The sequence below is a fragment of the Acidimicrobiales bacterium genome, assembly GCA_040219515.1.
In the GTDB taxonomy this organism is placed as follows: domain Bacteria; phylum Actinomycetota; class Acidimicrobiia; order Acidimicrobiales; family Aldehydirespiratoraceae; genus JAJRXC01.
Genome location: JAVJSI010000008.1, coordinates 1 through 19,595 on the forward strand (window position 1 = coordinate 1; position 19,595 = coordinate 19,595).

General features: G+C 67.8%; 21 protein-coding genes and 1 other RNA gene. 14 read left to right on the forward strand and 8 right to left on the reverse strand.

The features are described 5' to 3' along the window. Positions 1 to 155 precede the first annotated feature (155 nt). Positions 156 to 746: a TetR family transcriptional regulator gene (locus RIB98_06265; protein ID MEQ8840566.1), complete on the reverse strand. Its 591-nt coding sequence runs from the start codon at positions 744 to 746 to the stop codon at positions 156 to 158. A gap of 75 nt (positions 747 to 821) precedes the next feature. On the opposite strand from RIB98_06265, the gene RIB98_06270 reads away from it, so the two are divergent. Then, complete coding sequence (locus tag RIB98_06270) at positions 822 to 1,592, forward strand: maleylpyruvate isomerase family mycothiol-dependent enzyme (protein ID MEQ8840567.1); 771 nt, start codon at positions 822 to 824, stop codon at positions 1,590 to 1,592. 59 nt (positions 1,593 to 1,651) lie between these two features. Here the strand turns inward: RIB98_06270 and RIB98_06275 are convergent, their stop codons facing one another. Beyond that, positions 1,652 to 1,939 (reverse strand): helix-turn-helix domain-containing protein, encoded by a 288-nt coding sequence (locus RIB98_06275; protein ID MEQ8840568.1) that lies wholly within the window; start codon positions 1,937 to 1,939, stop codon positions 1,652 to 1,654. Positions 1,940 to 2,015: 76 nt separating this feature from the next. On the opposite strand from RIB98_06275, the gene RIB98_06280 reads away from it, so the two are divergent. The 9 genes from RIB98_06280 to RIB98_06320 all read left to right on the forward strand — a co-directional run bounded on the left by RIB98_06280 (position 2,016) and on the right by RIB98_06320 (position 8,728). Beyond that, positions 2,016 to 2,732: a hypothetical protein gene (locus RIB98_06280; GenBank protein ID MEQ8840569.1), complete on the forward strand. Its 717-nt coding sequence runs from the start codon at positions 2,016 to 2,018 to the stop codon at positions 2,730 to 2,732. Next, positions 2,729 to 4,027: a hypothetical protein gene (locus RIB98_06285; protein MEQ8840570.1), complete on the forward strand. Its 1,299-nt coding sequence runs from the start codon at positions 2,729 to 2,731 to the stop codon at positions 4,025 to 4,027. Before RIB98_06280 ends, RIB98_06285 begins: the two co-directional genes overlap by 4 nt. Further along, positions 4,024 to 5,292: an ATPase, T2SS/T4P/T4SS family gene (locus tag RIB98_06290; GenBank protein MEQ8840571.1), complete on the forward strand. Its 1,269-nt coding sequence runs from the start codon at positions 4,024 to 4,026 to the stop codon at positions 5,290 to 5,292. Before RIB98_06285 ends, RIB98_06290 begins: the two co-directional genes overlap by 4 nt. Beyond that, positions 5,289 to 6,176: a hypothetical protein gene (locus RIB98_06295; protein MEQ8840572.1), complete on the forward strand. Its 888-nt coding sequence runs from the start codon at positions 5,289 to 5,291 to the stop codon at positions 6,174 to 6,176. The genes RIB98_06290 and RIB98_06295 overlap by 4 nt, the downstream gene beginning before the upstream one ends. Before the next feature lies 1 nt (position 6,177). After that, positions 6,178 to 7,083, forward strand: coding sequence for a type II secretion system F family protein (locus tag RIB98_06300; protein ID MEQ8840573.1), 906 nt, complete (start codon positions 6,178 to 6,180; stop codon positions 7,081 to 7,083). Positions 7,084 to 7,159: 76 nt separating this feature from the next. Further along, positions 7,160 to 7,369 carry a hypothetical protein gene (locus tag RIB98_06305; protein MEQ8840574.1) on the forward strand — a complete coding sequence of 70 codons (210 nt, stop codon included), beginning with the start codon at positions 7,160 to 7,162 and terminating at the stop codon, positions 7,367 to 7,369. After that, on the forward strand, positions 7,366 to 7,782 hold the full coding sequence (locus RIB98_06310; protein ID MEQ8840575.1) for a pilus assembly protein: 417 nt from the start codon (positions 7,366 to 7,368) through the stop codon (positions 7,780 to 7,782). Before RIB98_06305 ends, RIB98_06310 begins: the two co-directional genes overlap by 4 nt. Further along, on the forward strand, positions 7,779 to 8,243 hold the full coding sequence (locus RIB98_06315) for a hypothetical protein (GenBank protein ID MEQ8840576.1): 465 nt from the start codon (positions 7,779 to 7,781) through the stop codon (positions 8,241 to 8,243). Before RIB98_06310 ends, RIB98_06315 begins: the two co-directional genes overlap by 4 nt. 71 nt (positions 8,244 to 8,314) lie before the next feature. Continuing rightward, positions 8,315 to 8,728 (forward strand): hypothetical protein, encoded by a 414-nt coding sequence (locus RIB98_06320; GenBank protein MEQ8840577.1) that lies wholly within the window; start codon positions 8,315 to 8,317, stop codon positions 8,726 to 8,728. A 19-nt stretch (positions 8,729 to 8,747) separates the two neighbouring features. Here RIB98_06320 and RIB98_06325 read toward each other — a convergent pair whose 3' ends face one another. Beyond that, on the reverse strand, positions 8,748 to 9,713 hold the full coding sequence (locus tag RIB98_06325; protein ID MEQ8840578.1) for a cysteine synthase family protein: 966 nt from the start codon (positions 9,711 to 9,713) through the stop codon (positions 8,748 to 8,750). 87 nt (positions 9,714 to 9,800) lie between these two features. Here RIB98_06325 and RIB98_06330 point away from each other — a divergent pair, with 87 nt between their 5' ends. Then, on the forward strand, positions 9,801 to 11,591 hold the full coding sequence (locus tag RIB98_06330; protein MEQ8840579.1) for a long-chain-acyl-CoA synthetase: 1,791 nt from the start codon (positions 9,801 to 9,803) through the stop codon (positions 11,589 to 11,591). A gap of 111 nt (positions 11,592 to 11,702) precedes the next feature. Here RIB98_06330 and RIB98_06335 read toward each other — a convergent pair whose 3' ends face one another. Beyond that, a complete protein-coding gene (locus RIB98_06335) occupies positions 11,703 to 12,119 on the reverse strand; it encodes a M67 family metallopeptidase (GenBank protein ID MEQ8840580.1) in 417 nt (138 codons plus the stop codon). 16 nt (positions 12,120 to 12,135) lie between these two features. Then, entirely contained in the window at positions 12,136 to 13,515 is a 1,380-nt protein-coding gene (locus RIB98_06340; GenBank protein MEQ8840581.1) for an ABC transporter substrate-binding protein, read from the reverse strand. Between the two features lie 82 nt (positions 13,516 to 13,597). On the opposite strand from RIB98_06340, the gene smpB reads away from it, so the two are divergent. After that, a complete protein-coding gene (gene smpB, locus RIB98_06345) occupies positions 13,598 to 14,098 on the forward strand; it encodes an SsrA-binding protein SmpB (protein MEQ8840582.1) in 501 nt (166 codons plus the stop codon). 13 nt (positions 14,099 to 14,111) lie between these two features. On the opposite strand, the gene RIB98_06350 is transcribed toward smpB, so the two are convergent. Further along, positions 14,112 to 15,371: a cytochrome P450 gene (locus tag RIB98_06350; GenBank protein ID MEQ8840583.1), complete on the reverse strand. Its 1,260-nt coding sequence runs from the start codon at positions 15,369 to 15,371 to the stop codon at positions 14,112 to 14,114. A 113-nt stretch (positions 15,372 to 15,484) separates the two neighbouring features. Between RIB98_06350 and ssrA the strand changes: the two genes are divergently transcribed. Further along, positions 15,485 to 15,876, forward strand: a transfer-messenger RNA (tmRNA) gene (gene ssrA / locus RIB98_06355). A gap of 57 nt (positions 15,877 to 15,933) precedes the next feature. On the opposite strand, the gene RIB98_06360 is transcribed toward ssrA, so the two are convergent. Further along, positions 15,934 to 17,367 carry a glycosyltransferase family 39 protein gene (locus RIB98_06360; protein MEQ8840584.1) on the reverse strand — a complete coding sequence of 478 codons (1,434 nt, stop codon included), beginning with the start codon at positions 17,365 to 17,367 and terminating at the stop codon, positions 15,934 to 15,936. Between the two features lie 67 nt (positions 17,368 to 17,434). On the opposite strand from RIB98_06360, the gene RIB98_06365 reads away from it, so the two are divergent. Continuing rightward, the gene (locus RIB98_06365; GenBank protein MEQ8840585.1) at positions 17,435 to 19,051 is read left to right on the forward strand and encodes an amidohydrolase family protein; all 1,617 of its coding nucleotides are present in this window, start codon (positions 17,435 to 17,437) and stop codon (positions 19,049 to 19,051) included. On the opposite strand, the gene RIB98_06370 is transcribed toward RIB98_06365, so the two are convergent. Continuing rightward, a complete protein-coding gene (locus RIB98_06370) occupies positions 19,048 to 19,473 on the reverse strand; it encodes a DoxX family protein (GenBank protein ID MEQ8840586.1) in 426 nt (141 codons plus the stop codon). The two genes, RIB98_06365 and RIB98_06370, sit on opposite strands and share 4 nt — an antisense overlap. Positions 19,474 to 19,595: the final 122 nt, after the last annotated feature.

A 19,595-nucleotide genomic window follows, 5' to 3' on the forward strand; every position in this document is an offset into this window, starting at 1 on the left:
CCACCGGCGGCGAAACCAACCCGCACAACGGCGGACCCTTCTGCGGCAAACACAACCGCTGGAAACAGAAACACTTCACCACCCGCCGAGACCCCACCGGCCAATGGCACACCCACCGACCCGACGGAACAGAAATCACCTGACCCACGTCTCGGTCATCCCAACGACGTGGCGCAGTCCTCGATGTAGCGGCGGAGCAGGTCCTCGTCGCGTGCGTGCCGCCGCGGGGTGGCCGCCATCACTGCGATGCCGATGAGGAGAGGCGCGCACGACTCGTCGCCGGTGATCTGCTCGACCACGGCGCCGAGCACTCCCACTGAGACCATCGCCGCGAAGGGGAAGATCGCGGCGGCCTCCCCCGGGTGGCCGACGAGATAATCGGCCGCAACCCGGAACTTCGCCGCCACTCCCTGCTCGTGACGAGCGGCGTCGGCCATCCCCTCGATACCGATGCGGGCGACCTCGGCCTCGACCTTCGACTTGTCTGGGTAGTAGCGGTAGAGGGTGGCCCGACTCACGCCCGCCTCGGCGGCCAGGCGCTTCATGTCGATCTCCCCGGTGTCGCTAAGCATTCTGGTGCCGCACTCGACGACCGACGGGTAGTGGGCGACATTGCTCGCCGAGACATTGTTCGCCGCCTCGAGGGCGACCGCGATCGGCACACCGTCGTTGAGGTCCTCGACGAAGCGATCGGCGCCGGCGGCGAAGTCGCCACCTGAGAGACCACTGTCCGCGATGTCCGTCACGTGTCTGCCCCGATCTGTGCACCCCACCCCGGCCGTGCACCCCGGACGCTACATCGGCCGCTACCGTCGCTGCGAGTGGGCAGAGGGCTCACGACTTCCGACCCGGAGCCGTTGATGACCGTCGATCTCGAGACCGCCCTCCAGATGATCCGCCGTGACGGCGAGGCGCTCATCGCTGCGGCCGAACGAGCGCCCGACGCGACGGTGCGGGCCTGCCCCGGGTGGACCAACACCGACCTCGCGATCCACACCACCGGGGTGCACCGCCGGGTGGCCCACTGGACCGCGAATCGGCTCCAGAAGCCCGAGCGGTGGCCCGACCACGAACCGGCTGACCCGACCGCCCCGTGGGACTGGTGTCGCGCCGGCCTCGACCTGGTGCTGGTTGCGCTGGCCGATATCGGTCCCGACGAATCGGTCTGGTCGTGGACCGACCGCCGCAACGGTGGCTTCTACCACCGGCGCATGCTCCAGGAGACGGTCGTGCACCGCTGGGACGCCGAGGACGCGGCCGGCATCTCGTCACACATCGACGCCGAGGTGGCCACCGACGGCGTCAACGAGGTCCTCGACGTCGGCATGCGGTTCCGGGGTGACGGTGGCAGCGTGGAATACCCCGACGGTGATGTCCTGCTCGAGCGGACCGACGGCACCGATCGCTGGCGCATCCGGGCCATGGACGGCACCCTGCTCGTCGCCCGCAACGGCGACGCCGGCACGGTCGCCGACGCAACCGTGCACGGCCCCGCCGAGGACCTGCTCCTCTACCTGTGGGGACGTGGCGGCGGCGCCACGATCAGTGGCAACAAAGAGGTGGCCGAAGCCTGGGCCGCGGTCGCTCCCTGACCCGACCTTGACAGAATGCCGATCTTGCGAGTAATCCTTGCAAGATGTTATTGCACCAGTCAGTCGTCGCTCGACCCGGCGGTCTCCGGATACAAATGGCTCATCGAGCCGGGTTCGACGCGGCAGCTCTCGATGTAGGTGTCGACATCGGCCTTCTTGAGCCGAATCACCCGACCGAACTTGAACGCCGGCAACTGCCCCTCGTTGATGAAGCGATAGAGCGTGCGCTGGGTGACCCCCACCCGTTCGGCGGCGGCGAGGGTCGAGAGCCATTCGATCTCACGGTCGGCCGACTCGTCCTCGGTCGAGTCGCCGGTGGAGCCGTCTGATGAGGAAGCGGGAGCCATTCGCCGACCTTCGCACACTTTCGCCCACTTTGCGAGTGTTCGGTGATGACTCACCCCGGCCAGTGGGCACGGCGACGTGACCGCGCCCGACACTGACGAGACCCCGGAGGCACCCCGACGATCCTTCGGGCCCCGACGGGGGCTGCCCAACAGCCGCGCCCTGGTCGGCGCATTGCTGGTCACCGTTGCGGCCGTGGGCACGTTCGTCGTGGCCAGCGGTGCTGACGACAGGCCCTCCACCAGCTACCTCGTGCTGACCCGCGATGTCGACGCCGGCGCGACCGTGTCCGTCGACGACGTCGTCGCCGTCCCCATGGATCTCGCGCCGGAGGTCTCGGCAACCGTGCTCAGATCCACCACGGGGCTCGACGGTGCCACCGTCCTGACACCGCTGCGGGCCGGCTCGCTCGTCGACGAGCGCGACCTCCGAGCCGCACCATCGGTCGACGGCGTGCCGGTCACCTCGGTGCACGAGCTGACGTTCCCGGTGCCGGTCGATCGGGCCCCCGACCAGTTGATGCAGGGCGACCGGGTCACCATTCTCGCCTACTCGAGCACCGACGCCGCACTGCACACCGCACTGGAACACGCCGTGGTGCTCTCCTACCAGGTCGCCGCCGCCGACTTCGGGGCATCCGACTCGGCCCGGCTGACCGTTGCCCTCACATCGGCCGACGACGTCGCCACGGCCACCCTGCTCTCCTACGAGTCACTCACCGTCGTGCTCACCAGTCGGGTCATCGACGACGACTACCCGGCGATCCTGCGCCAGGACCCCGAGGACGCGACATGAACGGCGACCGCTGGATCGTGCTGGGACTCGCCCACCCCAGGGCCGCATGGTTCCGGGATCTCGCCCGCTGGTCGAGCACGGCAGTGGTGCCCGTCGACTTCGTGAAGTGCGCGTCACCCAACGAGGTCCGGGCCCGCATCCGCGGCGGTCGGGCCTACTCGGCACTGCTCGTCGGCGGCGACGTCAGCGGACTCGACCGCGACCTCGTCGAGACGGTCCGCAGTGCCGGCGCCGCCGTCATTGCGGTCGATCCCACCGTGCCCCGGGGCTGGACCGAGCTGGGCGTGGCGGCAGTGCTGCCGGCCGCCTTCGGCCGCGACGATCTGCTCACGGTCCTGGCCGACCACGCCGTGCCGATCTCCGCCGTTGCGTCGCTCCCCCACCCCGAGCCCGTCGATGAACCGTCGTGGCGGGGACGACTGATCGCCGTCGTCGGATCCGGCGGCGTCGGCGCGTCGATCACCGCGATGTCGATCGCCCAGGCCTTCGGCGCCGAACCCAGCAACCATGCGATGGTCGTGCTGGCCGACCTGGCGCTGCACGCCGAGCAGGGGATGTTGCACGACGCTCGAGAGCTCAGTCCCGGCATCCAGGAGCTCACCGAGGCCCACCGCGCGGCTCGGCCGCCCATCGACGTGGTGCGATCGCTCACCTTCGAGGTCGAGGACCGGGGGTACCACCTGATGCTCGGACTCCGACGGCATCGCGACTGGACGGCGATCAGGCCCCGGGCCTTCGACGCGGCACTCGACGGGCTTCTGCGGTCCTACCGGATCGTCGTTGCCGACGTCGACGCCGACACCGAGGGCGAACACACGACCGGCTCGATCGACGTGGAAGACCGCAACACCATGGCTCGGTCGTCGATCACCCGGGCCGACCTCGTGGTCGCGGTCGGCAATCCCTCCACCAAGGGACTCCACTCCCTGGCTCGACTCGTCCGGTCAACACGCGACCACGGCGTCGACCCAGCTCGCATCGTGCCGCTCTGCGCACGGGCGGCCAAGGGCGCTCGGCGGCGGGCCGAGGCGGTCAGGGCCCTCGCCGCGCTTCTGTCCGGCGACGCCGACCCGGTGGGCAATCCGGTCTTCACGGCCGAGCGGGGCGACCTCGAAGACGCGCTTCGCGACGGCTTCCGCCTACCGCCCCAGGTCGGTCGACCGATCCACCGGGAGCTGACCCGGCGGCTCGAAAGCCTTTCACCCCGCAGGTTCGCACCCGACCCGTCCCTCGACGGCTCGCCGGTCCCGGTCGTCCCGGGTTCGCTCGGTGCGTGGGCCGAGGAGGCTGGATGAGCATCGCCGGTGACGCCAACCCTCTCCTGGCCGTCGAGCGACGGGTCCAGGACCGGGCCAAGGACGAGGCCATCGACCTCGACGCCGAACGCTCGACCGACGCGCTGGCCGCGATCATCGCCGATGAGGTCGAGACATGGAACGACGATCACCGTCGCGGACTACGGCCCTACCCGCTGCACGACGCCGACCTGGTCGTCGAGCGAGCGCTGCGCAACCTCGTCGGCTACGGACCCCTGGCCCCATTGCTTCTCGACGACGACGTGTGGGAAATCATGGTGAACGCGCCCGACAGCATCTTCGTCAAACGCCATCGAGGGCCCTCCGGCTATCACGACGAGGTGTTCCACGACGACGACCACGTCGTGCGGGTGCTCACCAAGATCCTCGACGACGCCGCACAGGCGCATCGCACGCTCGACCCCAGCCAAGGACTCCAGGACGCTCAACTCGATACCGGGGCCCGGCTTCACATCGTCCACAGTGACGTGTCACGCGGCGGCCACGTGATGGTCAACATCCGCAAATTCACCGGCGTGGACATCCGCAGTCTCGACGAGCTCGTCGCGCGAGCGATGCTCACCCACGAGGCGGCGGCGTTTCTGAGGCGCTGCGTCGAGGCCCGCCAGACCATCGTCGTTGCAGGCGCTCCCGGCGCGGGCAAGACCACGATGCTCAGCTGTTGTGCGGCGGAGCTGGATCCGTCGCTGCGCGTCGTGATCGCCGAGGAGGTCTTCGAGGCCGACGTTCCGCTCCCCAACGTCGCGAGCATGCAGACCCGGCCCGGCCGACCCGACCGACCCGAGATCGACCTCCGTCGACTCGTCTCCGGTTTTCTGCGAATGGCGCCGGATGTCGCGATCGTGGGCGAGGTTCGCGACCGCGAGGCCCTCCCGCTGCTGCTCACCCTCTCGTCGGGCGTCAAGGGCTTCACCACGATCCATGCCGGTTCGGCACGCCAGGCGCTGAGTCGGCTGAGGTTCATCTGCCAACTTGCCGACACGAGCAACGAGCTCCCCATGTCCGCGCTCAACAACCTCGTGTCGGAAGCGATCGATGTGGTCGTGCACTGCGTTCGCACGGCCGATGGGCCTCGGGTTTCGTCGATCATCGCGGTCGAGGATCTCGCCGCCGCAGCCGACGGAAACCAGTTCACCACCACCGAGCTCTTTCGCCGCGAGCCCGGTGGTTCGTTGCAGCGAACCGAGAACCGACCCGTTCGACTCCATCACGCGTTCGCCGCCGCAGGACTCGACGGCCCATGATCACGCTCGGCGTCGCCGCTCTCTCCGCGCTCGGTACGGGCCTCCTCTACTCCGCGCTCGCACTCGATCATCGAGGTTGGGGCATCGGCGTCCGGGTGAGCGGATCGACACGATCTCGTCGAGTCGACGTCGACGCCTGGCTCCATCAAGCGGGTCTCGACGAGGTCGATCGTCGAGCATTCCTCGGCGTGGTCGCCGCTCTCGGTGTGCTGTGCGCGCTCGTCGGCTACGTCGCGTTCGGCGGCGTCGCGCCCGCCCTCAGTATCGGGATCTTCGGCGGTTCGTTCCCGGTCGCCTCCTATCGCAACCGACGTCTTGCCGGTCGGCGCCGAGCGCAGGAGGCGTGGCCGCGCATGATCGAGGAGGTGCGGGTCCAGACCGCCTCCCTCGGGCGGTCCATCCCACAAGCCCTGTTCGAGGTCGGCGCCCGGGGGCCTGCGGAGCTTCGGCCCGTCTTCGCCGCTGCCCAGCGCGAATGGCTGCTCACGACCGACCTGAGTGCCACCTTCACCGTACTCAAGGACCGCCTCGCCGATCCGACCGCCGACATGACCTGCGAGACGCTGCTCCTCGCCCACGAGCTCGGGGGAACCGATCTCGATCGACGGTTGGAGGCGCTGGCCGAGGACCGCCGAGCGGACGTGCAGGGACGCAAGGACGCCCAGAGCCGCCAAGCCGGGGCAAGGTTCGCCAGAGTCTTCGTGCTCCTCGTTCCCGCCGGTATGGCCGCAGCCGGCGCGTCGATCGGCAACGGTCGCGAGGCATATCGGTCGGCCACCGGGCAGGCCATCGTGATGTTCGCGATCGCCCTCGTCATGCTCTGCTGGTTCTGGGCCGGCCGCGTGATGCGGCTCCCCGAACCCCAGCGGGTGTTCAGGAGCTGAGATGACGCGAACACTCGTCGCCGCCGGACTGATGATCTTCACCGGGTCGGCCCTCCTCCTCTCGGAACTACGGTGGTTTCGCCGTCCGAGCATGGGCGATCGACTGCTTCCCTACGCGCCGGGCGCAGTGCGGTCGACCACTGCGGGTGTGTTGTCGGTGGCCTCGTTCCGCGAGGTCGTCGCTCCCCTGGCCCGCCTGACCGGTGAACGGATTGCCCGCCTCTTCGGCGTGAGCGAGGAGCTGACCGTTCGGCTTCGGAGGATCCACTCCCCCCTCGACGCCACGAGCTTTCGTGTCCGCCAGTTGGCCTGGGCCGGTGCCGCCGTGGCCGGAGGCACTGCGATCGCCGTCGCGCTGACGCTGTCCGCACCGCTGGCGATGCTGCTGGTGTTCGGGTCGCCGCTGCTCGCATTCCTCCTGCTCGAGCAACAGGTCGCCGAGGCGTCTCGCGCCTGGCAGGAGCGACTGCTCCTCGAGCTCCCAGTCGTCGCTGAACAACTGGCGATGCTGACCTCGGCCGGGTGGTCTCTGGGGGCAGCCCTGCACCGGATCTCGGCGCGCGGCAGCGGCAACTGCTCGGCCGACCTGCGACGGGTCGCCCAGCGCATGCAGCAGGGCCTGAGCGAACAGGCAGCCCTACGCGAGTGGGGCGAGCTGGCCGACGTCGATGCGCTGGACCGCCTGATCTCGGTGTTGGCGATGAATCGGGAGACCGCCGATCTCAGTCGGCTGATCAGCGACGAGGCCCGCTCGATGCGCCAGGAGTCGCAGCGCAACCTCATCGAAACGATCGAGCGGCGCAATCAACAGGTCTGGGTCCCGGTGACTGTCGCGGCGCTGATCCCCGGAGTTGTGCTCATGGCGGTGCCGTTTCTCGACGCGCTGAGCCTGTTCGGATCGCCGTAGTGGGCACCACCACCCAGAACGAAGTCGCACGAGATTCATCAACCGACAACCGACAAGCAAGAGGGAGCACCTGAAGATGAACCGACACACGAACGCCCGGACCGCCGATCGTTCCGCCACCCGGCTCACCGACGACCGTGGGGAGGGAGTGATCAGCACCGCGATCGCCGTCCTCATCGTCGCGTTCATCGGCGCGGCCATGTGGGTTGCCTTCAACGGCATCTGGACCGATGCCGAGGCCAACATCGAGCGCGAGGTCGGCAACATCGGTGCCAGCGCGCCGTGAGCCCGGCGGTCGTCGCCCGGGGCGACCGAGGCGTCGGCACCATCGGCACCGCCGCCGCGTTCGTGGTCTTTCTGCTGTTGATGTTTACCGCCGTGCAGGTGCTGTTCAACCTCTACGCGACATCGATGGTCACCGCAGCGGCGCACGACGCGGCCCGCGAGGTCGCGTCCTTCGATTCGGCGAGCGACCGATGCGGCGCCGCGATCGACGCCGAGGCCGCGTTCCGGGATCATCTCGGCGCCTACGCCGAAACGGGGCGGGCGCGACTCGAGTGGACCTGCGCGTCGGCCGATGTGGTGCGTGTACGTGTGGTGGCGACTCATCCCTCGATCCTTCCCGCGCGCTTGGGAGGTCTGCTGTCACTCTCCGAGCTCGACCGCACGATCGAGGTGCGGGTAGAGGACGACCGGTGACCCTGCCGAACAACCAGAGGTGCCGAGGCGATCGCGGGCAGGTCGGCGGTATGGAGGTGCTGCCCTTCGGATTCCTCGTGTTCGTGAGTCTCACGCTGCTACTGGTCAACGTGTGGGGCGTGATCGACGCGAAGTTCGCCGTCACCACAGCCGCACGAGAAGCCACCCGAGCTTTCGTCGAGTCGACGACCGAGACCGAGGCCACCCGCACGGCCACACAGCGGGCCCGGGAAACCCTCGACGCCTACGGGCGGGGCGACGATCGAGCAACCGTCCACTCCCCCGTTCTCGCCGACTCCTTCGGGCGGTGCGCCCGCGTCACGGTGCGGGTGACCTATGACGTGCCGGCGATCGCCATCCCGTTCCTGGGTGGCTTCGGGTCCGCTACGACCGTCGAGTCGAGCCACACCGAAGTGGTCGACCCCTTTCGCAACGGCCTCGACGGTGTGGCGCAGTGCTGAAAGCGCCAGTGTTGAAGGAAAGAGGGTTGAACCAGCGATCGGCTTCGACAGGGGCGAGCGATCGTGGCACCGTGCTGCTGTTGTTCCCGGCCGCCGCGCTGATCATGCTCCTGCTCGGTGCGATCGCCGTCGACGTCGCGCTCACCCAGGTGCGAGCCCGCGAACTCCAGTCCGTTGCCGCATCGGCGGCGAACGACGCCCTCGCCGCACTCGACGTGGTTCGGTTGCGCAACGGCGACGGCATCGTGATTGGCGAACCGGCCGCCCGAACGATCGCCGAATCGTCCGTGGCGGCCGGATCGCTCTCCACCGCCAGTGTGGAAACGGTCGTCGTCACCACCGATGCGCAGGGTCGCACGGTCATCGCCGTGACCCTGTCGCTCGATGTCGACCTCGTGATGGCGCCCGCCGTCGGGGACCTCGACCGGATCACGCTGCGCCGCACCGGACGGGCGACGATCCTCGGATCCGAGCCTGGCCCCTGACGGCGATCTTGCGCCGGTCCTAGAAGTAGATGATCTTCTGGGCCCGCTCGACCACTTCGTCGAGGTCGTCGGTCCACGCACCGGTGGACAGGTACTTCCATCCGCCGTCACAGACGATGAAGACGATCGTCGCCTCGGCCTCGGGGTCCTCGTCGCCGATCTTCTCGGCGGTGCGGGCCGCACCGGCCATGGCCGCGCCGGCAGAGATGCCGCTGAATATCCCGATCTCGCTGAGCCTGCGAACCCACTCGAGCGACTCCCGCGGGCGCACGATGCGCTTGCCGTCGAGCAGGTCGGGGCCGCCCCACTTCTCGTAGACGGGCGGGATGTAGCCCTCGTCGAGATTGCGCAGCCCGTCGACCATCTCACCGATGGGCGGTTCGACGGCAAGGATCTTGACGGCGGGGTTCTGTTCCTTGAGGTAGGTGCCGACGCCCATGAGCGTGCCGCTGGTGCCGAGCCCGGCCACGAAGTGGGTGACGTCGGGAACGTCGGCCCAGATCTCCGGACCGGTCGTGTCGTAGTGGGCCTGCGGGTTGGCCTCATTGGCGTACTGGTAGAGGAACACCCACTCGGGATGTTCGTCGGCGAGGGCCTGGGCCCGACGCACTGCGCCGTTACTGCCCTCGGCGCCGGGCGAGTCGATGATCTCGGCGCCGAACACGGCGAGCATCTGCCGGCGCTCGACGCTGACGTTCTCGGGCAGCACGATCTTGATCGGGTAGCCGCGCTCCTTGGCGATCATCGCCAGCGCGATGCCCGTGTTGCCCGAGCTCGGTTCGATCAGGGTCTTGCCCGGGGTGAGGGTGCCGTCGGCCTCGGCGGCCAGGATCATCGACCGGGCGATGCGGTCCTTCACCGAACCGCCGGGGTTCTGGCCCTCCATCTTGCCGAAGATGCGGACGCGGGGATTCGGACTCAGCCGGCTGACGTCGACCATCGGCGTGTTGCCGATCATGTCGAGCACCGAATTGTGGATCACCACGAACGACTCCTAAATCCGACCATTTCACTCGGGATTGTAGTCGGTGGGAGTCCAGCGCCAACCCTCACGGTTGCCTATCGTCGGCCCATGGGGACAACACACTCGCGGCTGAGTCGTAGGGAACGAATCGAGAGCGACCTGCGCATGTTGCAGGCGCTGGGCCGGATCGCCCCGGAGGCGGCGAAGAATCGGGCCTCGAGCGCCTCGACCGTGGGGGTGCGCTTCGAGAAGGTGGTCGACCGCCGCCGTGATCACGTCGCGATCATCGATGCCAACGACGACGGCCGCGAGGTCACCTACGGGGAACTCGATGCCCACGCCAACCGCGTCGCCCATTGGGCCATCGCCCAGCAGCTCGGCAAGGGCGACGTGGTTGCGCTGCTCATGCACAACCGCCCCGAGTTCGTCGGCACCTGGCTCGGGCTCGCCAAGGTCGGGGTGGTCACCGCGCTCATCAACACGAACCTGACCGGCGAACCGTTGCGCCACTCGATCGGCGTGTCCGGTGCGCAGCACCTGATCATCGATCCCGACCTCGCCGATCAGTGGGCCGAGGCCCGCACCGACGACGCGCTGACCGAATGGGAATGGGGCAGCGACGCCGCCGAGACCGGGCTTGCGGACTACCGAGACGACCGGCCCGACGCGTCCGTGCGCGCGGGCTTGGTCAACGGCGATCCACTCTTCTTCATCTACACCAGCGGCACCACCGGGCTGCCCAAGGCCGCCCGCTTCAGCCACGGCAAATTCCTGACCGTCGCGGGCGGCGCCGCGGCCATGATCGGGTTCGGGGCCGACGATCGGATGTACGTCACCCTGCCGATGTACCACACCGCCGGCGGCGTGATGGCCCTCGGAGCGGCCCTGCTGACGGGGGGCACCGCCATCAGCACCCGTCGGTTCTCCGCCAGCCGTTTCTGGGACGACTGTGCCCGCTTCGGGGCCACCGCCTTCCAGTACATCGGTGAGCTCTGCCGCTACCTGGCCAACAGCCCCAGCCATCCGCTCGAACGGGCCCACCAGCTGCGGGTGTGCGTCGGCAACGGACTGCGGCCCGACGTGTGGCCCACCTTCCAGGACCGTTTCGGGCTCCCGAGGATCATCGAGTTCTACGGCGCCACCGAGGGGACCGGCTCGCTGGTGAACCTCGACAATCGCATCGGTGCGATCGGCCGGCTACGCCCCGCGCTGGCCAAGCGGATGGGGATCCATCTCGTGCGCTACGACGTCGCCGCCGACGAACTCGAGCGCGACGCGCAGGGCCATGTGATCGAGGTCGGGCCGAACGAGCCGGGCGAGGCGATCATGCGCATCACCAGCGTCACGCCGTTCGAGGGCTACTCCGACGACGAGGCCAGCGAACGCAAGGTGCTGCGCAACGCGTTCAAGGACGGCGACGCCTACTTCCGCACCGGCGACCTGCTGAGCTGCGACGAGGACGGCTACTACTTCTTCGTCGACCGGGTCGGTGACACCTTCCGTTGGAAGGGCGAGAACGTCTCGACGGCGGAGGTCGCCGCCGTCCTCGGAGCCTGCGACGGCGTGCTCGAGGCGAACGTCTACGGGGTGGAGGTACCCGGCACCGACGGCCGCGCCGGGATGGCCACCGTCGTGGTCGACGACGAGTTCTCGCCGGAAGCCGCGGCCGGTCACGTCGCGGCCAATCTGGCGGCCTACGCCCGGCCGATGTTCCTGCGCCTGCAGACCGAGGTCGAGATCACCACCACGTTCAAACACCGCAAGAAGGACGCCGTCGCCGAGGGGTTCGATCCCGCGCTCCCCGACCCGATCTGGTTCTTCGATGCCAACGCGGAGACTTACGTCCCCCTCGACACCGATCTCCACGCCCGCATCCTCGCCGGCGCCATCCGCCTCTGACCCCCCCCATCACATCCCCCCAGCCCCTTCTCGAGGCTTCTCGAGGCGAGTTGACCACCGCGGCGGTGGTGAAGTCGCCTCAATTTCGGGGGTTTTGGGACGGGGTGAGGGTCAGGGGTGGATGGTGACGGGTTCTTCGGTGATGTCGCCGTCGAGGATGCGATAGCTGCGTAGCGACGGATCGGGGTGCTTGAGCGAGACGATGACGAACCGCCAGGCCCCGAACGGGTCGAACCGGGCGGCGTCGGCGACGTCGGTGGGCGACGGATAGTTCGTGGTGTGCGTGTGGGAGTGCATCACCCCGATCACCGCGATGCCGGCGTCGTCAGCGGTGCGCTCGACGTCCATCATCTCCTGGCCGTCGAGCTGATAGATCTGGCTGGACTTCGCCGCGTTGGTCATCGGGAAGAACCGCTCGACGCGGTCGCCACCGAACGGTCCGGCGAAGAGCCCGCACGCTTCATCGGGTAGACCGAGGATGGCATGGCCGATCATCTCGGCGTGGATGGACTCGGGAATCTCCAGCACGCGGCCGAGGGTAGCGTCAGGACGCGGCGTCGAGAAGGTCGGTGAGCGGCACGAGCGAACCGTTCTCGCCGACGGTCGAGTCCCATTCCGACAGCCGGAATCCGTCGTTGGCGTCGGGCTTGCCAGGGCCCAACGATGCGTAGACGAGACCCGGCACGTCGATGTCGCCGAGCCCTTCGTAGGCCGCCCGGACGGCGTCCGGGGTCAACTCGGGGCCGGCCGCGTTCATCACGATCTCGAACACCGCCAGCCAGCGACACGCCTGGCCGAGGGCCGTGTCCCACCGTTCGTCACCCTCGCCGACGTCCAACGGTCCGAGCACGTCGATCTCGGGGTGGGCGTCGGTGAACTGCTTCACGCACGCCACCATGCCCTCATCGGCCCACCCTTCTTCGGCGCTGAGGCCCGCAAGGGTGATGGCGCCGTCGGCGTCGGATCGATCGACCGTCGTGCCGAGGTTCACGAGCTGATCCGCCGTGACCACCCAGATCTCCTGCTCGAGCGCGTTGCGTCCGATGCCGCGAATCGCACCGGTGGTGTCGCCGTTGATGATGATCACCTCGGCTCCCTCGGAGCGGATCTTCTCGGACGTCGTGTCCCAGTATCGATCCTCCTCGAGCACGTCGTCCTCCGACACCGTGTTCACGGAGGTGACCACCACGTCGAGTCCGAGGTCGTCGAGGATCGGAACGATGACCTCGAGGGTCTCACTCTCGTTCTCGTTTCCGCTCACCACCGCAACCTTCTGTCCGTCGACGTAGCCGGCCTGATCGAGCAGGTCGAAGAAGATGGGAATACGACGGCGGCCGGCCGTTGTGTCAGCCACCCACACGCTCTTGGCGTCCGCCAGGAGATCAATGGTCATCGTGCCGTTGAACACGACGAGGTCCTCCTGCTGGGTCAAACAGGGGGTGGCCGGCTCGGCCGGCCCGAGGAACGCGCCGACCACGGCGAAGACTTCACGGTCCTCGGTCATCTTCAGGCAGGCTTCCTCTGCCTCGATGGCGAGCGCCGGGTTGTAGAACGCGAGTTCGGCGTCGACCTGGCGACCGGCGACGCCGCCACGCTCGTTCAGCTGCTCGATGTAGAACTCCCAGACCAGCCGCTGATCGCCCCAGCCGAAGTCCTGGAGTCCCATCTCCTTCAGCGCGTCGAAGTCGAGGATCGAGACGCCGATGCTCACCGTGTCCTCGGTGACGCCCTTCCAGGACGCGGTGAGTGGAACATCAGCGGCGGTGGTGGTCGTGTCGTCGACCACGGTGGTCGTGGTGTCGTCCACGGCCGTACTCGTCGGATTCTCGGCCGCCGTCGTCGACGGCGGGTCGGCCGTCGTCTCGTCATCCCCGCAGGCCATGGCGACCAGCGCCAGGGCCACCACCGTCACGACCAGCTTCACCAGCGTTTTCATCGAATGTCCCCCGGTCGAGACCGTAGCAATCCCGCCACCGTCACGACAGCGGACGGATACGGTGAGTACGATGGCCAAGTCACAGAAGAAGCGCGACATTCCCGCCGGGGCCACCGCCGTGGCCACCAATCGCGTCGCTCGTCGTGACTACGACATCATCGACACGCTGGAAGTCGGCATCCAGCTGCGCGGCAGCGAAGTGAAGTCGTTGCGCGAGAGCAAGGTGCAGTTGGCCGAGGCGTTCGTCATCCACTACCAGGCCGAGTTCTGGCTCGTCGGCCTCCACATCTCGGCCTACTCGCACTCCGCCGCGGCGTTCGCTCACGAGACCGATCGCCGGCGCAAGCTGCTGGCCCATCGTGGGGAGATCGAACGGTGGGCCGCCCGCCTCGACCGCGAACACCTCACCATGGTGCCACTCGCCCTCTACTTCATCGGGGGTCGGGCCAAGCTCGAGATCGCGCTGGCCCGAGGCAAGAGCCAGACCGACAAGCGCCACGACATCGCCAAGCGCGATGCACAGCGCGAGGCGGACCGCGCCATGTCCCGCCAGCGCAGCGGCAAGTACTGAGCTGCTCTGCCGGTCAGCCGGCGGGGAAGCTGAGCGGCATCAGGCGGGGGCCTCGCACCTGGCCACCCGACCACTTCATCGGGCCTCGATCGCTGACGTGGAACTCGGGGATCCGCTCGAGCCACACCCGCACGGCGGTGGTCATCTCGAGGCGGGCCAGGTTCGACCCAGCACATCGATGGATGCCCGAGCCGAATGCCACGTGACGATTGCGCTCGCGGTCGATGATGAACTCGTCGGGGTTCTCGAAGTGCTCGGGGTCGTGGCAGGCGGCCGGGAAGTTCATCAGGACCTTGTCGCCGGGCGAGAAGTGCACGCCGTTGTAGTCGATGTCGGCATCGGCCACCCGGGCCATGGTGACCGGTGCGTAGTAGCGGAGGAACTCCTCGATGGCCGTGGGCAGCAGTTCCGGCTCGGCGTTGAGCCGGGCCCGATCGTCAGGATGGGTACCGAGGTGCCACAGCGCCGAGCCGATCGAACTCCAGGTCGTGTCGATGCCGGCGACGACCAGCAGATTGCAGATGCCCACGACGACGCCGGGGGTGATCTCCGCGTCGGGGTCGTCGAGCTCCATGAACAACAGCTCGCTGATCAGGTCCTCCTGCGGATCGGCCTGGCGCTTCGCCACCTCGGCGCCCAGGAAGCCCAGCATCTCGGTGCGGGCCTGCAACCGCCGCGCCGGGTCGAAGAGGCCGTCGCCGAGCAGGTCGTTCACCCAGCCGACGAAGGTGTCGGCCATGCCACCGTCGATGCCGATGAGATGGGCGATGACGCGGGGCGGGATCTGCTGGGCGTAGTCGACGGCGCCGTCGCATTCCCCCGCGTCGATGAACCCGTCGATCAGCTCGTGGCAGAGCGACTCGGTGAAGTCGTGGTATTTCCCCACCGTCTTCGGGGAGAAGGCGGGCAGGATCATGCGCCGTGTCCAGGTCTGGATGGGCGGATCGGCCGAGATCGGCGCCGCGGCGATCTGCTGTTCGTAGCGGGACAGCTTGGGAAACCCGACCGGCGGGGGCATCACCAGCGGGCGCCGATTGGAGAGCTCGGGCACCATCTTCGCGAGCGCACGGATGTCGTCGAACGCCGTGGGATTCCACGACCCGCCCAGCCGTTCGGTGTGCGCGATCGGGCACCTCTTGCGCATCTCGGCCCAGATCGGCACCGGATTCTCGATGTAGGCCTCGTCGCGGATGTCGTAGTCGGTCGTCCAGTCCTCGACCGGACCGCCGTGGGCCCACAGGTCCTCGAGCGACGATTTCGGCGTCTCCGTCATGATCGAAAGGTAGCTCGCGAGACGCCGACGTGTATCGGAGCGCTACCATTGGACCACGCCGCTCCCGGTATCCCGAGAGTGGTCGCTACTTGACAATCGATACGCAGCACAACGGGGCTGATCGGTTTCGACGTTGGGAACCGGATGCAACAACGTGCGACCAGAGTTGCTCAGACTCTCAAAACGGGGCAACAACAGAGACGCCGATTCGGACGATCTCGCTCTCGCAGCCTGACCTAGTCAGTTTGTAGAGAGTCATCGCGACCAGCAATGGCACGCGGGGCCTGACCATCGCAGCCTGTCACCAGAAGCGGTGGTGGACCGTAGGGAAAGACCACTGACCGCAGGCAAAGACCGCTGACCCAGGGGAAAGACCCAGTGGTAGGGCCCTCGTGGCCCTCCTGACCCGGCAGGGTGGCAGCCACAAGCCACGTTCACGGGAATGGTCGTAGCGCGGTGGGCAACCACCTGACGGACGAGGGTTCGATTCCCTCCAGCTCCACGGGAACCCTCGGGGTTCCATGGAGTTCCGGGCCCAGAGCCCGGAACTCCCGATCTTTCGCTAACTCCGCAGGTAGACGGTGAATCCGTCGACGATCATCGGCTCGGCGTAATGCTCGCCGATGAAGTCCTCGAGTTCGGGGAACAGGGCGATCGGGTAGTCGCCGTACTCCCGGAACTCGCTCGGCTGCGTGTCGATGATCACCGCCGGCGGCTTCGCCTCGACCGAGTCCATCAGGTGCGGGTAGCCGCGGTCCGGTGCGTCGTCGATGGTGTGCGGGCCGTTGTCGCGCGTACCCGATCGTCCCGTCACGAAGTCCATGCTCACGAACCCGCCCGCCGGTGCCCGTTCGGCCTCCCAGTAGACCTCCGGGAAGTTGCCCCAGATGAGGACCGTGTCGTCGACGGTCGACTGGGCGGCGACGAAGTCGGCCAGGGGCGTGGGGTCGGGTAGGTCACGGATGGTCGACGGTGTCCACGCGAGCACGAAGGCAACGACCGCGGTCGCGGCAACCACCCGGCCGGCACGGTGCTGAACCGAACGGTCGCGGGTGCGCAGCTCATCGGCCGCGATGAGCGCCAGCGGGGGGACGACCTGCATCCAGTAGTGCCCGTAGAAGCGATAGCCAGCGGCCACCGCGATGAGCCCGGTGACGAGCCACAACCAGAGGTCGGTGTTGTGACGCCACGAGGATCGACCCGTGAACCAAACCGCCACGGAGTGACATCCGACGAACACCGCAACGCTGAGTACCCCTCGCCACAGGACCGTGAGCGGGTCGGCCCCGGCCAGCACGAAACTGCCGTTGCTCTCGAAGGACCAGTACATGAAGTCTTCCCATGGCACCACGAGGGCCACGACCGCGATGGGCAACAGTCCGCCCACGAACGCGATCGGAAGGTGGCGCCGCCAGTCGCCGTAACGCCAGATCGCGAAGGTCGCCGGGATCACGCCGATTGCCCATGTCTGACGGGTGAGGGTGGCGATGGCCAGCGCGAGACCCGTGATCAGGGCGGTCCGGTCGGTCCCGCGCCGGGCGGCCACCATGGCCAGTGCGCCGAACGGCATCGCCAGGTGGCTGTAGTTCGCCGCCTGCGCATCGACCGGCACCATCGCCACGGCGCCGGTGAGCATGAGCGCACCACCCCACCACATCGCCTGGGTGCCGCCGATCCGACGACCTTCGTGTGCCACCACCAGAGCGGTCGACAACAGCATGACGCCGGCCAGCAGGTGCAGGGGCCGGAGGTCGGTCGAGCCGATGAGCTGGTGCGACCACTCGTAGATGAACGGTGCGATCGGTGGCTTGCGATCGATGCCGTCGATGTACATCTCGCCGCCGCGCCAGAGACCGATCGCCTGGGCCGACACCGCCGCTTCGTCGGGATCGAAGATCTGACCGACGAAGCTCGGGAGCCGGAGCACGGCAACCAGACCGGCAAACACTGCGAGCGGCGCCGCGCGGTGCGAGAGCCACGATCGAAGCACGAACATCGGGAGAGCGTAGAGGGGAAGGCCGGGTCGGTGACAACCGTGAGGACCGGTGATCTAGCCTCGCGACATGACGAGTCAGTGGCGTCGCGCACGAGACCGTGAACCCGAACGGCGCCCCGCCCTGCCGGTCTGGCCGACCACGCTCTCCAACGGCGAGTTCCTGCCACCGTCACCGTCGTCACGCCAGCTCGCGATGACCCGTCTGATGCTCGACACGCTGGCCGACCAGGCGGCGCGCCGAGGCATGGACCGCCGCCGCTTCCTCACGACCTCGGGCGCCATGGCGGCATCGCTCACGGTGCTGAACGCCTGCGCCACCGGCGACGACGCGGCGTCCCCGGCAGCGAGTTCTTCGACGAGCACGACCTCGACCGGCACGGCTGCGCCGAGCACCAACACGACCCCGTCCACCACCACGCAGGGCGACCCCGGCGGCGAGTTCGTCGTGCCCGATCCCGAGGACGACGAAGCCTGCGAGATCGAGCTCGGCTCGCAGGGCGAGTTCATCTTCGACATCCACACGCACCACGTGATGCCCGAGGGCGTGTGGCGGGAGAACGCGAGACGCATCGAGCGCATGATCGGCAACCTCGTGCCGGCCGGTTGCAACGAGGCCGACCGCCTCGAATGCCTCAATCGGGTCGCCTACGTCACCAACATGTTCCTCGGGTCGGACACGACGTTCGCCCTGCTCAGCGATGTCCCCAACTCGGGTCCGCTCGACGCGCCGCTGCCGTGGGATGCGAAGGTCGGCACCGCCGAGCTCATGGATGCCCTCACCGTGGCCGGCCAGCCCCGGGTGCTGATCCACGACGTGATCGCACCGAACTTCGGCGACCTCCGCACCCGCCTCGACGACATGGCGCTGACGGCCGAGACCGGCCGGGTGTCGGCGTTCAAGGTCTACACGGCGTGGGGCCCGGGCAACCAGGGATACTCGCTCGCCGACCCGGCCATCGGCATTCCGGTGGTCGAACAGGCCCAGAGTCTCGGTGTCACCACGATGTGCGCCCACAAGGGCCTCCCGCTCCAGGAGTTCGACCGGCGCTTCAACGGTCCCGACGACATCTGCGCAGTGGCGGCCCAGTTCCCCGACATGAATTTCGTCGTCTACCACTCGGCCTACGAGATCCAGACCACCGAGCGGGCCTACGACCCCGCATCGACCGCCACCGGCATCAACTCGCTGGTGAAGGCGATGGACGACCACGGCATCCCGGCCAACGGCAACGTGTGGTGCGAACTCGGCACCACGTGGCGAGAGACCATGAACAACCCGACCGAGGCCGCCCACGTGCTCGGCAAGCTCCTCACCCGGGTCGGCGAAGACCGGGTGATGTGGGGCACCGACGGCATCTGGCTGGGGTCCCCGCAGCGCCAGATCGAAGCGTTCCGCACCTTTCAGATCACCGAGGCGTTCCAGGCCGAGCACGGCTACCCGGCGTTGACCGACCAGGTGAAGGCCAAGGTGTTCGGCCTGAACGCAGCCAACCTCTTCGGCGTCGACCCGCAGGGTGTCACGTGCGGCATCGACACCGATCTGCTCATCGCCAGCAAGGGCGAACTCCAGGTGCTGGTCGACGACGGGCTCGTACCCAACCCCTACGAGCCGATCGGCTACGTCACCCGCCGCGATGTCCTGCGCTGGTGGCAGACGAACCCGAAGCCCGACCTCCCCGTCTAGTTCCAGTCAACGTCGAACAACGGACCGACGAGCTGCTTGGCGTCATCGACGGCACCGAGCGACGAGAAGAAGGCGAAGCCCATGAGGCAGGCGCCGAACAGCGACAGGTTCTTCATGAAGTGCGGCATCTCGGCCTGCTGCTCCGCGCCGTCGAGTTTCCAGAACGGATGCATGACGAACGCGAGGATCAGCACCTGCAACCCGATCAGCAGGAATGCGAGGTCGGTGAAGACGCCCAGGGCGATCGCCGACCCGCCGAGCAGGAAGGTCACACCGCTGAGCTGCACCATCGCTCTGGCGTTGCCGATCCCCTTGGACTGTGCGTACTGCGCCGATCCCTCGGTGTCGGTGAGATGTCCGATGCCGCTCCCGATGAACAACATCGAGAACACGATTCGCCCGATCAGAAATACGTTCTCCATGTGGAGACCTCCCCTTGTCTCTCGACCAGTGTGTCACCGACCGGTCGATCGGTGGGCGGACTCGCCTCTCGCTCCCTGACGCCGGTAGATTTGTGAACGATCGCTCACTTCCTGGAGACACG